The organism is Streptomyces sp. SL06 (genome assembly GCF_058244745.1).
On sequence record NZ_JBSYOT010000002.1, the window covers coordinates 887,769 to 901,320 of the forward strand.

12 protein-coding genes and 1 pseudogene are annotated in these 13,552 nt (G+C 72.0%); 1 reads left to right on the forward strand and 12 read right to left on the reverse strand.

The features are described 5' to 3' along the window. Positions 1-31: 31 nt before the first annotated feature. From AC4IHM_RS03915 to AC4IHM_RS03970, 12 genes and pseudogenes are all read right to left on the reverse strand, one after another. Entirely contained in the window at positions 32-1,096 is a 1,065-nt protein-coding gene (locus AC4IHM_RS03915; RefSeq protein WP_490870756.1) for a polyprenyl synthetase family protein, read from the reverse strand. Positions 1,097-1,164: 68 nt separating this feature from the next. Then, positions 1,165-2,601, reverse strand: coding sequence for a hydroxysqualene dehydroxylase HpnE (gene hpnE / locus AC4IHM_RS03920; RefSeq protein ID WP_490865683.1), 1,437 nt, complete (start codon positions 2,599-2,601; stop codon positions 1,165-1,167). Next, positions 2,598-2,756 (reverse strand): DUF6380 family protein, encoded by a 159-nt coding sequence (locus AC4IHM_RS03925; RefSeq protein ID WP_490865684.1) that lies wholly within the window; start codon positions 2,754-2,756, stop codon positions 2,598-2,600. The genes hpnE and AC4IHM_RS03925 overlap by 4 nt, the downstream gene beginning before the upstream one ends. Beyond that, positions 2,756-3,706, reverse strand: coding sequence for a presqualene diphosphate synthase HpnD (gene hpnD / locus AC4IHM_RS03930; RefSeq protein WP_490865685.1), 951 nt, complete (start codon positions 3,704-3,706; stop codon positions 2,756-2,758). The genes AC4IHM_RS03925 and hpnD overlap by 1 nt, the downstream gene beginning before the upstream one ends. Continuing rightward, complete coding sequence (gene hpnC / locus AC4IHM_RS03935; RefSeq protein ID WP_490865686.1) at positions 3,703-4,605, reverse strand: squalene synthase HpnC; 903 nt, start codon at positions 4,603-4,605, stop codon at positions 3,703-3,705. The genes hpnD and hpnC overlap by 4 nt, the downstream gene beginning before the upstream one ends. A gap of 358 nt (positions 4,606-4,963) precedes the next feature. Next, complete coding sequence (locus AC4IHM_RS03940; RefSeq protein WP_490865687.1) at positions 4,964-5,752, reverse strand: ABC transporter ATP-binding protein; 789 nt, start codon at positions 5,750-5,752, stop codon at positions 4,964-4,966. Further along, positions 5,745-6,674, reverse strand: a complete 930-nt coding sequence (locus AC4IHM_RS03945; RefSeq protein WP_490865688.1) for an ABC transporter permease — start codon at positions 6,672-6,674, stop codon at positions 5,745-5,747. The genes AC4IHM_RS03940 and AC4IHM_RS03945 overlap by 8 nt, the downstream gene beginning before the upstream one ends. A gap of 97 nt (positions 6,675-6,771) precedes the next feature. Then, a pseudogene (locus AC4IHM_RS03950) lies at positions 6,772-7,657 on the reverse strand (glycosyltransferase family 2 protein). Further along, positions 7,654-8,433, reverse strand: coding sequence for a CDP-alcohol phosphatidyltransferase family protein (locus tag AC4IHM_RS03955; RefSeq protein WP_490865689.1), 780 nt, complete (start codon positions 8,431-8,433; stop codon positions 7,654-7,656). Before AC4IHM_RS03955 ends, AC4IHM_RS03950 begins: the two are co-directional and overlap by 4 nt. Then, entirely contained in the window at positions 8,411-9,472 is a 1,062-nt protein-coding gene (locus AC4IHM_RS03960; RefSeq protein WP_490865690.1) for an iron-containing alcohol dehydrogenase family protein, read from the reverse strand. Before AC4IHM_RS03960 ends, AC4IHM_RS03955 begins: the two co-directional genes overlap by 23 nt. Beyond that, positions 9,460-10,212: a phosphocholine cytidylyltransferase family protein gene (locus AC4IHM_RS03965; protein ID WP_490865691.1), complete on the reverse strand. Its 753-nt coding sequence runs from the start codon at positions 10,210-10,212 to the stop codon at positions 9,460-9,462. Before AC4IHM_RS03965 ends, AC4IHM_RS03960 begins: the two co-directional genes overlap by 13 nt. Further along, positions 10,209-12,026, reverse strand: a complete 1,818-nt coding sequence (locus tag AC4IHM_RS03970) for a DUF5941 domain-containing protein (protein ID WP_490865692.1) — start codon at positions 12,024-12,026, stop codon at positions 10,209-10,211. The genes AC4IHM_RS03965 and AC4IHM_RS03970 overlap by 4 nt, the downstream gene beginning before the upstream one ends. A 473-nt stretch (positions 12,027-12,499) precedes the next feature. Here AC4IHM_RS03970 and AC4IHM_RS03975 point away from each other — a divergent pair, with 473 nt between their 5' ends. Continuing rightward, positions 12,500-13,438, forward strand: a complete 939-nt coding sequence (locus tag AC4IHM_RS03975; protein ID WP_490865693.1) for a cation diffusion facilitator family transporter — start codon at positions 12,500-12,502, stop codon at positions 13,436-13,438. Positions 13,439-13,552 lie beyond the last annotated feature (114 nt).

The window sequence follows — 13,552 nt, forward strand, 5'->3', positions numbered from 1 at the left end:
GACTACGCGAGGGCTATTCGACCGATAATGATCATCTCTTTCGTACGACGACGAAGTCCGCGAGCGCCGTGAACCGGTCCCGCACCCGGTCGGGCATGTCGACGGCGTCGAGAGCTTCGATGGCGATGGTGTGCTGGCGGCGCGCCTCGTCGGCGGTCCACTCCCGGCCGCCCGCTTCCTCGATGAGGGCGGCGCGGGCCGCGAACTCCTCCTCGGAGAAGTTCGCGAAGTCACTGGTCTTGGCGTCGGCGGTGAGGATCTCGCCGAGCCGCTCGGAGGCGGGACCGCCCTCGGCGAGGGCGGCCACGACCGGGAGGGACTTCTTGCGCTGGCGCAGGTCGCTCCAGGTCTGCTTGCCGGTGGCCCCGGGATCGCCCCAGATGCCGAGGAGGTCGTCGACGGCCTGGAAGGCCAGGCCGAGGTGGTAGCCGTACTTCTCCAGCGTGTCCGCGGTGTGCTCGTCGGCGCCGCCGAGCACGGCGCCGACGGAGCTGGCGGTGGCGAGCAGGGCGCCGGTCTTGTTGCCCTCCATCTCCAGGCACTCCTCGACGCTGACCCGGTCGCGGTGCTCGTAGGAGATGTCCTGGGCCTGACCGTCGATCAGGGCCCGGGTGGCGTTGGTCAGCCGGCGGGTGGCGCGGCCGGCCTCGACGGTGTCCAGCTCCAGGAGCACCTCGTTGGCCAGCGCGAACAGGGCGTCGCCGACGAGGATGGCCTGGGCGGGGCCGTGCACCTTCCAGACGGTGTCGCGGTGGCGGCGCTGCTCGTCCCCGTCCATCAGGTCGTCGTGCAGGAGGGAGAAGTTGTGCACCAGTTCCACGGCCACCGCGCCGGGCACGCCGACCTCGGGCGCGGCACCGGTGACCTCGGCGGAGAGCACGGCGAGCGCGGGGCGGACGGCCTTGCCGCCGTCGCCGTCGGCCGGCCTGCCATGGGCGTCGATCCAGCCGAAGTGGTAGGCGGCGACGGTGTCCATGGGAGGTGCCAGGCGGTCGACGGCCGCCCGCAGCACCGGCGTGGCCAGGGTCCGGCCGCGCTCGAGAAGCGCGGTCACGTCCACCGTGGTCCGTCGGTCGGCCTTCGGGGCCGGGGGCACAGTGGGCACAGTCTCTCCTCCAGTTGCGGTACCGGGAGTGCGGGAGTCGCTTCCCCGCGGATCGGCTTTCACGCCGCCTCCTCGAAGAAGTCGGGAAGGAGGCCGCGGGACCGGCCCGGGGCGCCGAGCGCGGCGCCCGCCGCCCCGACACCGCTGCGAACCGCACTCTCCATGGTCGCGGGCCACCCGGTGGCGGTCCACGCTCCGGCCAGGTAGAGGCCGGGTGCCTTGGTGCGGGCGCCGGGCCGCAGCCGGCCGACGCCGGGAGCGGGAACGAACGTCGCGGTGCGCTCCCTGGTCACGAAGAAGTCCTTCACCTCGGCACCCCTGGTGCGGGGCAGCAGCCGCTCCAGTTCGGGCAGGTACCGCTCGCGCAGCGCGGACACGGGTTCGTCGATCTCGTCCTGCGCGGTCGACTGGGACAGCGCCAGGTACTGCCCCTCCTTCAGCCCGGAGGCCTCGGTACGGTCGAACACCCACTGCACCGGGGTGCCGAGCGCGGCGAGGAACGGCGCGGCGAGCACCTTGCGGTCGTAGAGCACATGGATGTTGAGGATCGGCGCGGTGCCGATCTCCAGAAGATGTCCGGGGGCGTCGAGGGCGCCGGCGGGCAGCAGGTCGTGCGCCTCGCGCTGGGGTACGGCGAGGACGACCGCGTCGGCTTCGAGCGTCTCGTCGGGAACCTGAACGCTCCAGCCGCCGTTCTCGTTAACACAGACGGAGGTGACGCGTGTACGGACCTCGGTACGGACGCCCGCGGAGTCGAGCGCCTTGCGGGCCAGCCTGTCGTGCAGTTCGCCCAGCGGGACGCGGGCCCAGCCGATGTCGGCCGCGCCCGGGTCGGACAGCAGACCGGTCTTGAACACCATCGCGGCGAGCCCGAGGGAGGCGTCGCCCGCGACCGCGTTGAGGGTGGCGACCCCGACCAGGTCCCACAGGGCCTCGACGGCACGCGCCGACTGACCGTGCGCGGTCAGCCAGCTGCCGAAGTCCTGGGTGTCCAGGGTCGGATCGGCGAGGTCGAGCCCCTTGAGCGCGAGCGCGGCCCGCCCGACCGCGGCACGCTCGGCGAGGGACAGGTGCGGGTACGTCGCCAGACTGCGCCCCAGATGCAGGGGCACGGGCAGCGCGTCGCGCCGCAGTCTGCCGAGCCGCCGCCCCTTCGGCCGGTCCAGGTCGAGGACGGGCACGTCGAGACGGTCCTGCACCGGGGCGAGTGCCGTCCCGCCGATCCGGTCGAGGAACCAGCGGTAGGCGGTGCAGCAGCGCAGGTACACGTGCTGGCCGTTGTCGACGGTGAGGTCGCCGCGCTGGAAGGAGAAGGCGAGCCCGCCCAGCCGCGGCCTTCCTTCGAGCAGGGTGACGCGCACCCCGGCGTCGGCAAGCGCGAGCGCGGCGGTGACACCGGCGAGTCCGCCGCCGACCACGACGGCGTGTCCGCCGGGGCGCAGGGCGGACACGTCCGCGAGCCGCCCACCGCCACCCGTGGCGTTGCCGTGCGTCATGCTGCGCCTTTCTCTGTCCGGTCACCGTGCTGTGTGAACGGCGTACGGCCGACCGTCTCAGTCAGGGACGCCGACCGCGGGCCGAGGGTTGCCCGCCGTTCTTCGCCGGTGCTCCGCTCCCGGTCCGGTGTGTCGAGTTTGCCGGGTGTATCCATCAGGCGCGCCTCCTGACGGCCCGCCGGGTGACATGCCGGGCGTCCAGCCCGGACAGACCGCGCACGGCGACGTACGCCTTCTCGCGTCCTGGCAGCGAGACCCGGCCGCGCAGCACGGCCTGCGGGTCGCGCTCGATGCGGTCCAGGAGGCGTCGGTAGATGCCGGCCATGGCGGCCACGCAGGCACCGCTGCGCCGGTCCAGCATGGGCAGGAGCCGGTAGCCCTCGGCGAAAAGGGCACGGGCCCGGCGCACTTCGAAGTGCACGAGGCCCGCGAAGTCGGAGCCCTCGGGTGGTGTCGGCCCGTTGAACCCGGCCGAGCAGCCGAACTTGGCGAGGTCGTCGGCGGGCAGGTAGGTCCGCCCGTCCTCGGCGTCCTCGCGGACGTCCCGCAGGATGTTGGTGAGCTGGAGCGCGAGCCCGAGCGTGTCGGCGTACTCGGCGGCGCGCTCGGCGCCGCGCGCTCCCGGTTCCGTGCCGAACACGCCGAGCGAGAGGCGTCCGATGGCGCCCGCCACGCAGCGGCAGTAGGTCTTCAGGTCGTCCCAGGTCTCGTAGGTCTCGCCGCGCACGTCCATCTGGACGCCGTCGATCAGCTCGTCGAGGCCGTCGAGCGGGATGGGAAACCGCCGGGCCGCGTGGGCGAGGGCGACGGCGACCGGGTCGGTGTCGTCCTCGTCGACCGCGCCCTCGTGGATCCGGGTGAGCAGTCCCCGGGTCTCCTCCAGCCGCGCGACCTTGACGTCGTCCGGCAGTCCCCCGTCGCCGATGTCGTCGACGCGGCGCGAGAACGCGTACAGCGCCGACATCGCCCGGCGCTTGGGCGTCGGCAGAAGCCGGATGCCGTAGGCGAAGTTACGTGCTTGCTGACCGGTGACGGCCTCGCAGTAGCTGTAGGCGGCGAGCACCGGCGCCGGCATGTTCGCTGACGACTCCACGGTCCCGATCACCCCTCTCCTCGAAGGATCACGCCCACCTCGCGCAGCAACTGCGGCTTGCCGGGCTTGGGCGGGCCGGGAAGTACGTCGTGATCCGCGGCGGCGATCGCCCGGACCGCCGCCCTCCCTCCTCCCACGAACCCCGCGAGCAGCAGGCGCAGTCTGCCGTGGACGCTACCCACCAGAGGGGCGCCTTCACTCAGCAGGTCGCGGGCGCGTTGCGCCTCGTACGCGATCAGGGCGCGCACCGAGGCGTTCGCGGTGGGGGCGGCGAGGTCCGTCTCCCGGACGTGGAAGCGCGACATGTCCTCGGCGGGCAGATACACGCGGTCCCGGCCCAGGTCCTCGGTGACGTCCTGGAGGTGCTCGACGATCTGGAGGGCGGTGCAGACCGCGTCGGAGCGGCGGATCCGTTCGGGTGTCGCGGTGCCGGTGACGGCGAGGACGAGGCGGCCGACCGGGTTGGCCGAAAGCTCGCAGTAGGCGAGGAGGTCGTCGTAGGTCTCGTACCGCCGCACGAGTTGGTCCTGGCGGTTGGCGGCGATCAGTGCGAGGAAGGGCTCGGGGGTCAGCGAGCGGCGGCGCACGGTGGGTTTCAGACGGCGCAGCAGCGGGTGGCGGGGCGTGCCGTCGAAGACCCTGCGCAGGTCCTCCTCGAAGGCGTCCAGCATCACCAGCCGGTCCTCGGCCCGGTCGTCGGGGACGCCGAGGAGGCGGGCGTCGGCGCCGCCTGGGGCCAGGTCGCCGTCGCCGATGTCGTCGACGAGGCGGGCAAAGCCGTACACGGCCATGAGGTCGGCGCGCCAGGCGCGGGGCAGGAAGAAGGGAGCCACGGGGAAGTTCTCGCCCGCGGCCTTGGCGAGGGTGCCGCGCTCCGCGTCGGCGGCGTGCGCCGAGTCGGTGACCGTCATCGCGGGCTGCCCTGGCCGGGGACGGCGCACGCTTGGCGGAGCCGGGGAGTTTCCGTAGCCATTGCCGTCACATCTCCCGTTCTACACTGCCGACCCAACACACACTATTTCGGACACGCCGCCCGGCCGTCCGCACGGCAGGCCCGCCCAGGGGTGCCGGGCATTATCGCCCCATGTGCCGCGTTCAGGACCGGTACAGCTTACGTTGTACAACTCACAGAAGTCCGTCGGGGTGCACAGCGCATCACAAGAACACACCGATTCACTTCAAGATTCCTGAGTAGGCCAGGAGTTGACGCTTCCTTTGCACACGCGGGGCCCCGCCGGAACAGTTTCGGCGAGGCCGTGGCGTGTCGGGCTACTTGCCTGTGAACTTCTCGTACTCCCTGAGTACCTCGTCGGTGGGGCCGTCCATGCGCAGTTCGCCGCGCTCCAGCCACAGGACGCGGTCGCAGGTGTCCCGGATGGACTTGTTGTTGTGGCTGACCAGGAAGACGGTGCCGGCCTCCTTGCGCAGTTCCCGGATGCGCGCCTCGGAACGTGTCTGGAACTTGCGGTCGCCGGTGGCCAGTGCCTCGTCGATCATCAGCACGTCGTGGTCCTTGGCGGCGGCGATGGAGAACCGCAGCCGGGCTGCCATGCCGGAGGAGTAGGTGCGCATCGGCAGGGTGATGAAGTCGCCCTTCTCGTTTATGCCGGAGAAGTCGACGATGTCCTGGTAGCGCTCCTTGATCTGTTCGCGGGACATCCCCATGGCCAGGCCGCCGAGGATGACGTTCCGTTCGCCGGTCAGGTCGTTCATCAGGGCCGCGTTCACCCCGAGCAGGGAGGGCTGGCCGTCGGTGTAGACCTTGCCGCGCTCGGCGGGCAGCAGGCCGGCGACGGCCCGCAGCAGGGTGGACTTGCCGGATCCGTTGGACCCGATCAGGCCGATGGCCTCGCCCCGGTAGGCGATGAAGGAGACGCCCCGCACCGCGTGCACCTTGCGCACGCCCCGTGCCGTGTCGTCGGAGCCGCGCCCGATCATGCGGCTCAGGGCCGCCGTCGCGCTGCCCTTGCCGGTCTTGGCGCCGTTGACGCGGTAGACGATGTGCAGCTCGTCCGCGATGACCGTCGGCACCCGCTCGTCCTGCAGTCGCTCAGCCACGGCCGTACCTCTCCTCCGCCTTCCAGAAGTACACGAAGCCGCCGGTGGCCAGGAGCACCGCCCAGCCGAGCGCGACCGCCCACACGTGCGGGGGCAGGTTCTGCGAGCCGTAGCCGTCGATCAGCGCGAAGCGGATCAGGTCCATGTAGACGGCGGCCGGGTTCCACTGGAGCACGTCCGCGAGCCAGCCCGGCTTGTCCTTCAGCATGATCGGGATGGAGAACATGACGCCCGACGCGTACATCCAGGTCCGCATGACGAACGGCATCAGCTGGGCCAGGTCCGGCGTCTTCGCGCCCATCCGGGCCACGATCAGCGCCAGACCCACGTTGAAGAGGAACTGCAGGAGGAGCGCCGGGACGACCAGCAGCCAGGACAGGCCGGGGAAGCTGCCGAAGCCCATCACCACCGCGAACATCACGATCATCGAGGCCAGCAACTGCTGGAGCTGCTGGAGCGCGAACGAGATCGGGAGCGAGGCGCGCGGGAAGTGCAGCGCCCGCACCAGCCCGAGGTTGCCGGCGATCGCGCGCACGCCCGCCATCACCGAGGACTGGGTGAAGGTGAACACGAACACGCCCGTCACCAGGAACGGGATGTACACGTCCTTCGGCATGCCGCGGCCGGCGTTGAGGATCAGGCCGAAGATCAGGAAGTAGACGAGCGCGTTCAGCAGCGGCGTGGCCACCTGCCACACCTGGCCGAGTTTGGCCTGGCTGTACTGGGCGGTCAGCTTCGCCTGGGAGAAGGCGAGGATGAAGTGCCGCCGTCCCCACAGCTGACGGACGTACTCCGAGAGGGACGGCCGGGCCCCGCTCACGGACAGTCCGTACTTGGCGGCGAGCCGGGCCGGTGTGAGGCCCTCGTCGGGCGACACGGGCTTGGCCATGGCGACCGTGCCGTCGTGCGTTGTCTCACTCACTGGTGGAAACTTTCGTCTTCGGAATGCTCGGCCGCGCGGGCCTGGCATGGACCTGGTCGCCCCGGACGGGCCGGGACGCTCTCGGGGGACGAGCTTGTCAGATCACGGGAGGCCGGCCCAGCCGGGTCAGCCGCCACACCGTACGCCACCTCATGGGCCGTCGGGGACCGCAGGCGGTGGACCAGCCCTCGCGGAAGCCGCCGAACCAGGCCTTCAGTGCCGGTCGCGAGGGGCGGCGCAGCAGGGTGAGCAGCATCCACACGCCGAGGTAGACGGGGATCAGGAGCGCGGGAAGGTTGCGGCGGGCGAGCCAGACCCGGTTGCGGGCGACCATGCGGTGGTAGACCGCGTGCCGCGAGGGCGCGGTCGTGGGGTGGTTCAGCACCATGTCGGCGCGGTAGTCGATCATCCAGCCCGCGTCGAGGGCCCGCCAGGCCAGGTCGGTCTCCTCGTGGGCGTAGAAGAAGGCGTCGGGCAGTCCGCCGACCTCGGCCAGGACGCGGGTGCGCACGGCGTTGGCGCCGCCGAGGAAGGTGGTCACCCGGGAGGAGCGCATCGGGTCGGAGGCCCGCAGCCGCGGTACGTGCCGGCGCTGGGTCTCGCCGGTGTCCGGGTCGGCGATGCGGAAGCTGATGATGCCGAGCCGGTCGTCGGCCGCGAAGGCCTCGCGGCACAGTTCGGCGGTGTCGTTGCGGGCGAGCAGGCCGTCGTCGTCGAGGAAGAGCAGAATGTCGAACGTCCTGGCCGCTGGGCCCGAAGGCCTCGATGCCGACATTGCGGCCGCCAGGGATGCCCAGGTTCTCCGGCAGCTCGACGGTGCGCACGCCGTCGGGCACCTCCGGGACGGGCGAGCCGTTGCCGACGACGACCACCTCTACCGGGTCGCCGTCCTGCTTCGCGACCGAGTCGAGCAGGGCGCGCAGTTCCTCGGGGCGGTTGCCCATGGTGATGACGACCGCGCCGACCTTCGTGGCCCCGCTCATCGCAGCCTGCTGGAGGCGAGGATGGACACCAGGTGCAGCAGGGTCTGCACCAGAGCGATGCCGGCGAGTACGGCGGTGCCGAGGCGGGTGAAGAAGAGGTCGCCGCGGCTCGCGTCCACGATGGCGAGGAGGAGGATCAGCAGGGACGCTTCTATGCCGAGGATCAGCCGGTGGAATCTGAGCGCCCCGGCGGCGCGGCGGGCCAGCGCCATGCCGGAGGAGCGCGGCTCGGACGCGGCCTCCTCGACCGGCGCCTTGCCGGTCTGGTGCCGGGCGACGCCCACGAGGTCGGTCTCGGCCTTGATCAGGATGGCGCCGAGGGCGGCCAGGGTGCCGAGGAAGGCCCACAGCCAGTCGATCCGCCCGGTGCCGAACACGTCGGCCGCGCGCAGGCCGAGGCCGACCAGGACCGCGGCGTCGGTGAGGTAGGCACCGACCCGGTCGAGGTAGACGCCGCCGAGCGAGTACTGCTTCTTCCAGCGCGCGACCTCGCCGTCGACGCAGTCGAGCAGCAGGTACAGCTGGACCGCCACGACCCCGAGCACGGCGCCCGTGATGCCCGGCACCAGCAGGGCCGGGGCCGCGAGCACGCCGCAGACGGTCATCAGGTACGTGAGCTGGTTGGGCGTGATCCTGGTGTTCACCAGGTAGCGGTCGATCCGCAGCGAGACCTCGCGCATGTAGAGGCGTCCCGCCCAGTGTTCGCCGCTGCGCCGGTCCTTGACGCCCGCGGGGTGGACGACCGGACGTAGTTCAGCTACCGATGGCCTTGACATAGTCGGCGTACATGTCCTTGATCTGGTCGGTTTTGAGGTCGAGGTGCTCGAGGATCGTGTAGCGGCCGGGCCGCGTGCGGGGGGCGAACTCCACGACGCGGAAGAACTCCTGCGGCGTGAACCCGATCTCCTCCGGCAGTACCGGCAGTCCGTGCCGGCGCAGTACCCGGGCCATGTGGGCGGACTCCTCGTGGGCTCCGCGCAGATACATCGCGAAGGCCGCGCCCAGCCCGCACTGCTCGCCGTGGGCCGCCGCGCGCTGGGGGAAGAGCAGGTCGAAGGCGTGGTTGATCTCGTGGCAGGCGCCGGAGGCGGGCCGCGAGTCGCCGGAGACCGACATGGCGATGCCGGTCAGGACCAGGCCCTCGGCGAGCACCTGGAGGAAGTCGTTGTCGCCGACGCCGCCGGGGTGCCGGAGCACGGCCTCACCGGCCTGGCGGGCCATGGCGGCGGCCAGGCCGTCGATCCGCTCGCCCTTGACGCGGTTGGCCAGCTCCCAGTCCGCGATCGCGGAGACGTTGGAGACGGCGTCGCCGATGCCGGCGCGCACGAACCGCACCGGGGCCTGGCGGATGACGTCCAGGTCGATGACGACGGCGATCGGGTTCGGGACGCCGTAGGAGCCGCGGCCCGCGTCGTTGTCGAGGGTGGCGACCGGCGAGCACAGTCCGTCGTGCGCGAGGTTCGTGGGCACGGCGACCAGCGGCAGGCCGATGCGCGCCGCGGCGAACTTGGCACAGTCGATGATCTTGCCGCCGCCGAGGCCGACGACCGCGTCGTAGTGGCCGCCCTTCATGGCGCCGGCCAGCTTGATCGCGGCGTCCAGGGTGCCGCCGCCGACCTCGAACCAGTCGGCGCCGGGCAGCGAGGGGGCGACGCGCTCGCGCAGCCGGGCACCGGAGCCGCCGCTGACGGCGACGGCGAGCTTGCCCGAGTGGGAGATGCGCTCGTCGGCGAGCACACATCCCAGGTCGTCGAGGGCACCCGCGCGGATGTCCACGACGACCGGCGACGGGATGAGCCTCGTCAGTACTGGCACGCGATCTCCCTGCCCCTGGCGAGATCCTCGTGGTTGTCGATCTCGACCCACTTGACGTCGCCGATCGGCTCCACGTCGACCTTGAAGCCGCGGTTGACCAGCTCCTGGTAGCCGTCCTCGTAGTAGAGCTGCGGGTCGCGCTCGAAGGTGGTGCGCAAGGCGTCGGCGAGGTCTGCGGCGGCCTCGCCCTCGATGAGGGTGACGCCGATGTACTCGCCGGTCGCCTCGGCCGGGTCCATCAGCTTGGTGATGCGCCGCACGCCCTTGCCGGGGTCGACGACGACCTTCATCTCCTCCTCGGCGAGCTTCTTCACCGCGTCGAGCGCGAGGATGATCTTCTTGCCGTCGCCGCGGGCGGCGAGCAGGGTCCGCTCGACGGAGACCGGGTGCACGGTGTCGCCGTTGGCGAGGATCACGCCGTCCTTGAGGGCGTCGCGGCCGCACCACAGGGAGTAGGCGTTGTTCCACTCCTCGGCCTTGTCGTTGTCGATGAGGGTGAGCTTGACGCCGTACTTCCGCTCCAGCGCCTCCCGGCGCTCGTACACGGCCTCCTTGCGGTAGCCGACGATGATCCCGGCCTCGGTCAGGCCGACCTCGGCGAAGTTCGCCAGCGTGAGGTCCAGGACCGTGATGCCGTCCTCCGCGCCCTCGGGGCCGACCGGGACCAGTGCCTTGGGCAGGGTGTCGGTGTAGGGGCGCAGACGGCGTCCGGCGCCGGCCGCCAGCACGAGGCCGATCATGCGGGTTCTCCTTCGTCGTGTATGGCGGGTGCGTCGCCCAGGTGGGCGGCGACCCAGAAGCGGGTGCTCTCCACGAGCACCACGAGAGCCACGGCCACGGCGAGGACCGTGAGCGCGACCTTGAACTGTGCGGCGGTGAGCAGCACGGCCAGCACGGTGATCAACAGCGTGCGCCCCTCGTGGCCCCCGGCCGTCCGTACCAGCCACCGCGGTGGCGCGCCCACGCCGCCGCGGATGCGGTAGACCGTGTCGTAGTGATGGTAGGCGACCGCGGCAACCAGCCCGAAGCCCGCCGGAAGTGCCCCGTTCACCCCGGCTTTCGTCGCCAGTACCAGGACGGTGCCGTACTCGGCGGCCCGCAGGACGGGCGGGACCAGCCAGTCGAGGACGCCCTTGAGGGGGCGGGCGACGGCGAGGCCGGACGTGAACACGTAGAGGATCGCGGCGACGGCCGGCCCGGGGCCGCCGAAGCCGGTGAGCGTGGCCGTCGCGACGAGGGCGAGGCCGCCGAGAAGAGCGACGGCGGGCGCGGCGGGGCCGGGCAGTCCGCGGGCCCTCTCCCCGAGCCGGCCGGCGGCGGCCTCGGCGAGCGGCCCCGAGTCGGTGAGGTCGGCCAGGGCCTTCGCCGCCCGGTCGGTGCGCGGCGCCCTGCGGGTGAGTGAGCGCAGGATCCGGCCGGCGGTGGTGTAGGCCCCGGCGAACGCGCAGCCGATGAGCAGCGCGTACAGGGTGATCCGGGGCGTGGTGAACGCGGTCAGCAGGGCGATCATGGCCCAGCGTTCGCCGATGGGCAGGATGATCATGCGACGGGCCCAGACCGTCCAGCCCACGCTGTCGAGCCGGTCGGAGAGGGTGGGGGCGGGGCCGGGGGCGGCGACGGCGTCGTGGGTGGCCTCGTTGAAGGAGAAGTCCACGAGGTGCCGGCAGGTCTGCAGGATCATCGCGCCGAGGGCGAGGGCCCATACGTCGTCGCCGCCACGGGCGGCTCCGACGGCGAGGCCCGCGTAGTACGCGTACTCCTTGACCCGGTCGAAGGTGGCGTCCAGCCAGGCGCCGAGCGTGGAGTAGCGCAGGGTGTAGCGGGCGAGCTGTCCGTCGGTGCAGTCGAGGACGAAGGACGCGACGAGCAGCAGGCCGGCGGCGACGAAGCCGCCGCGGGTGCCGGTGGCCGCGCAGCCCGCCGCCACCAGCGCGGTGAGCAGCGAGGCGGTGGTGACCTGGTTGGGGGTCAGTCCGCGCCCGGCGCACCAGCGGGCGAGGTAGCGGGAGTAGGGGCTGACGCAGAAGGTGGTGAAGAAGCCGTCGCGGGCCTTGACCACCGACTTCAGGCGTACGGCCTCGTCGTCGACGGCGGCGACGGCCTGCCGTGCCTCGTTGCGGGCCTGCGGGTCGGTGGGGACGGCGGCGACCAGGCTGCCCAGCTCGGGGCGGTGCACGTCGGCGCCGTCGGCGTCGAGGGCGGCGGCGATCCGGTCGGCGAGGCTGTCGACGGCCACCGCCGTACCGCCGCCGGCGGAGTTCTGGCGGGCCATCGCGCGGGTCAGGGCCTGGCGCGCGGCCGGCTGGGCGGTGACGGCGCCGGGGATCGCGGCGAGCGGGAAGCGGGGGTCGGTGAGTGCGAGGCGCAGGGCGTGCGGGTGGCCCACGAAACGGGCGTCGACCACGGCGACCCGCTCACCGGCCGGCACCCGGGCCAGCAGGGTCTCGGTCTCGTCCGTGCCGGAGGCGGGGCGGACGTCGAAGCCCAGGGACCGCAGTTCGCTCTCGACCGAGGAACCGGGGACCGGCTGACCGGTGAGGATGGCGGTCGACAACCGAACTCACTCCCTGGTGCCGGCGCCTGGGCGCCGGCCTGTGCATGGTGGGACACCCGTGCCTGCGGCACCCGGGCGACATGTCGGCAGAGGTTATCGGATGCTGGGAACGCCGTGTTCACCGACCGTTTCACAGTCGGTCGGCGTCGCGTGCGCCCGCCTTTGCCGCGATCATCATCGTGGATTCGGGGCCCGCCCCACAAACCGCGCTCCCAGAGCGGACATCGCGGACACCGAGCGCGGCGGGCAGGGGTTCGCGAGGAGCCGGGGCCGGCCCTCGCCCGTCCGGTCGCCGTCCGGGGGGCCAGCTGCCCGCAGGCCCTCGCAGCGCTCTGACCTGCATAGCGTTTCCGCAGGTCAGAGCATATGACAACGGTGTTCAGTGCCGCGTTGCCGGATACCCCCTACCCGTAGTTGACTGTGACCCGGACGCCGGGCGCCGGACGCCGGACACGCAGGGAGGCGGCTTTCTCATGGGGGCTGGGCACGATCACGGGCACGCGCACGGGGCGCACGCCGGTGGGACGGCGACCGCCGCGTACCGTGGCAGGCTTCGGGTGGCACTGGGGATCACCCTCGCCGTCATGGTCGTCGAGATCGTCGGTGGTGTGCTCGCCGACTCGCTCGCGCTGATCGCGGACGCGGCGCACATGGCGACGGACGCGCTGGGGCTCGGCATGGCGCTGCTGGCCGTCCGCTTCGCGAACCTGCCGCCGAGCGACCGGCGCACGTTCGGCTACGCCCGCGCCGAGATCCTCGCCGCCCTGGCCAACTGCCTGCTGCTGCTCGGGGTCGGCGGTTATGTGCTGTACGAGGCGGTCGAGCGGTTCGTCACCCCCGCGGACACCGCGGGCGGGACGACGGTCGTCTTCGGCGCGATCGGCCTGGTGGCGAACATGGTGTCGCTGACGCTGCTGATGCGGGGGCAGCGGGAGAGCCTGAACGTGCGGGGCGCCTTCCTGGAGGTGGCGGCGGACGCGCTGGGCTCCCTCGCGGTGATCGTGTCGGCGCTGGTGATCCTGGCCACGGGCTGGCAGCCGGCCGACCCGATCGCCTCGCTGGTCATCGGTCTGATGATCGTGCCCCGCACCTGGCGGCTGCTGCGCGAGACCCTGGAGGTGCTGCTTGAGGCGGCGCCCAAGGGTGTGGACATCGCCGAGGTGCGCGCCCATCTGCTGGCGCTGGACGGGGTCAAGGACGTGCATGATCTGCACGCCTGGACGATCACCTCGGGGATGCCGGTGCTGTCGGCGCACGTGGTGGTGAACGGCGAGGCGTTGAGCGCGATCGGCCACGAGAAGATGCTGCACGAGTTGCAGGGCTGCCTGGGCGACCACTTCGACGTGGAGCACTGCACCTTCCAGTTGGAGCCGAGCGGTCACGCGGAGCACGAGGCGCGGTTGTGCCGCTGACCGCCGCGCCGCGCCGGGCCGGCGAACCGTCCCGAGGGGGCGCGCAGGCACGGGAGGGCGCCGTGGGGCGCGGCCGTCCGCCGCGCGTCCGCGTCCCGCGCCCGGCGGCACTCC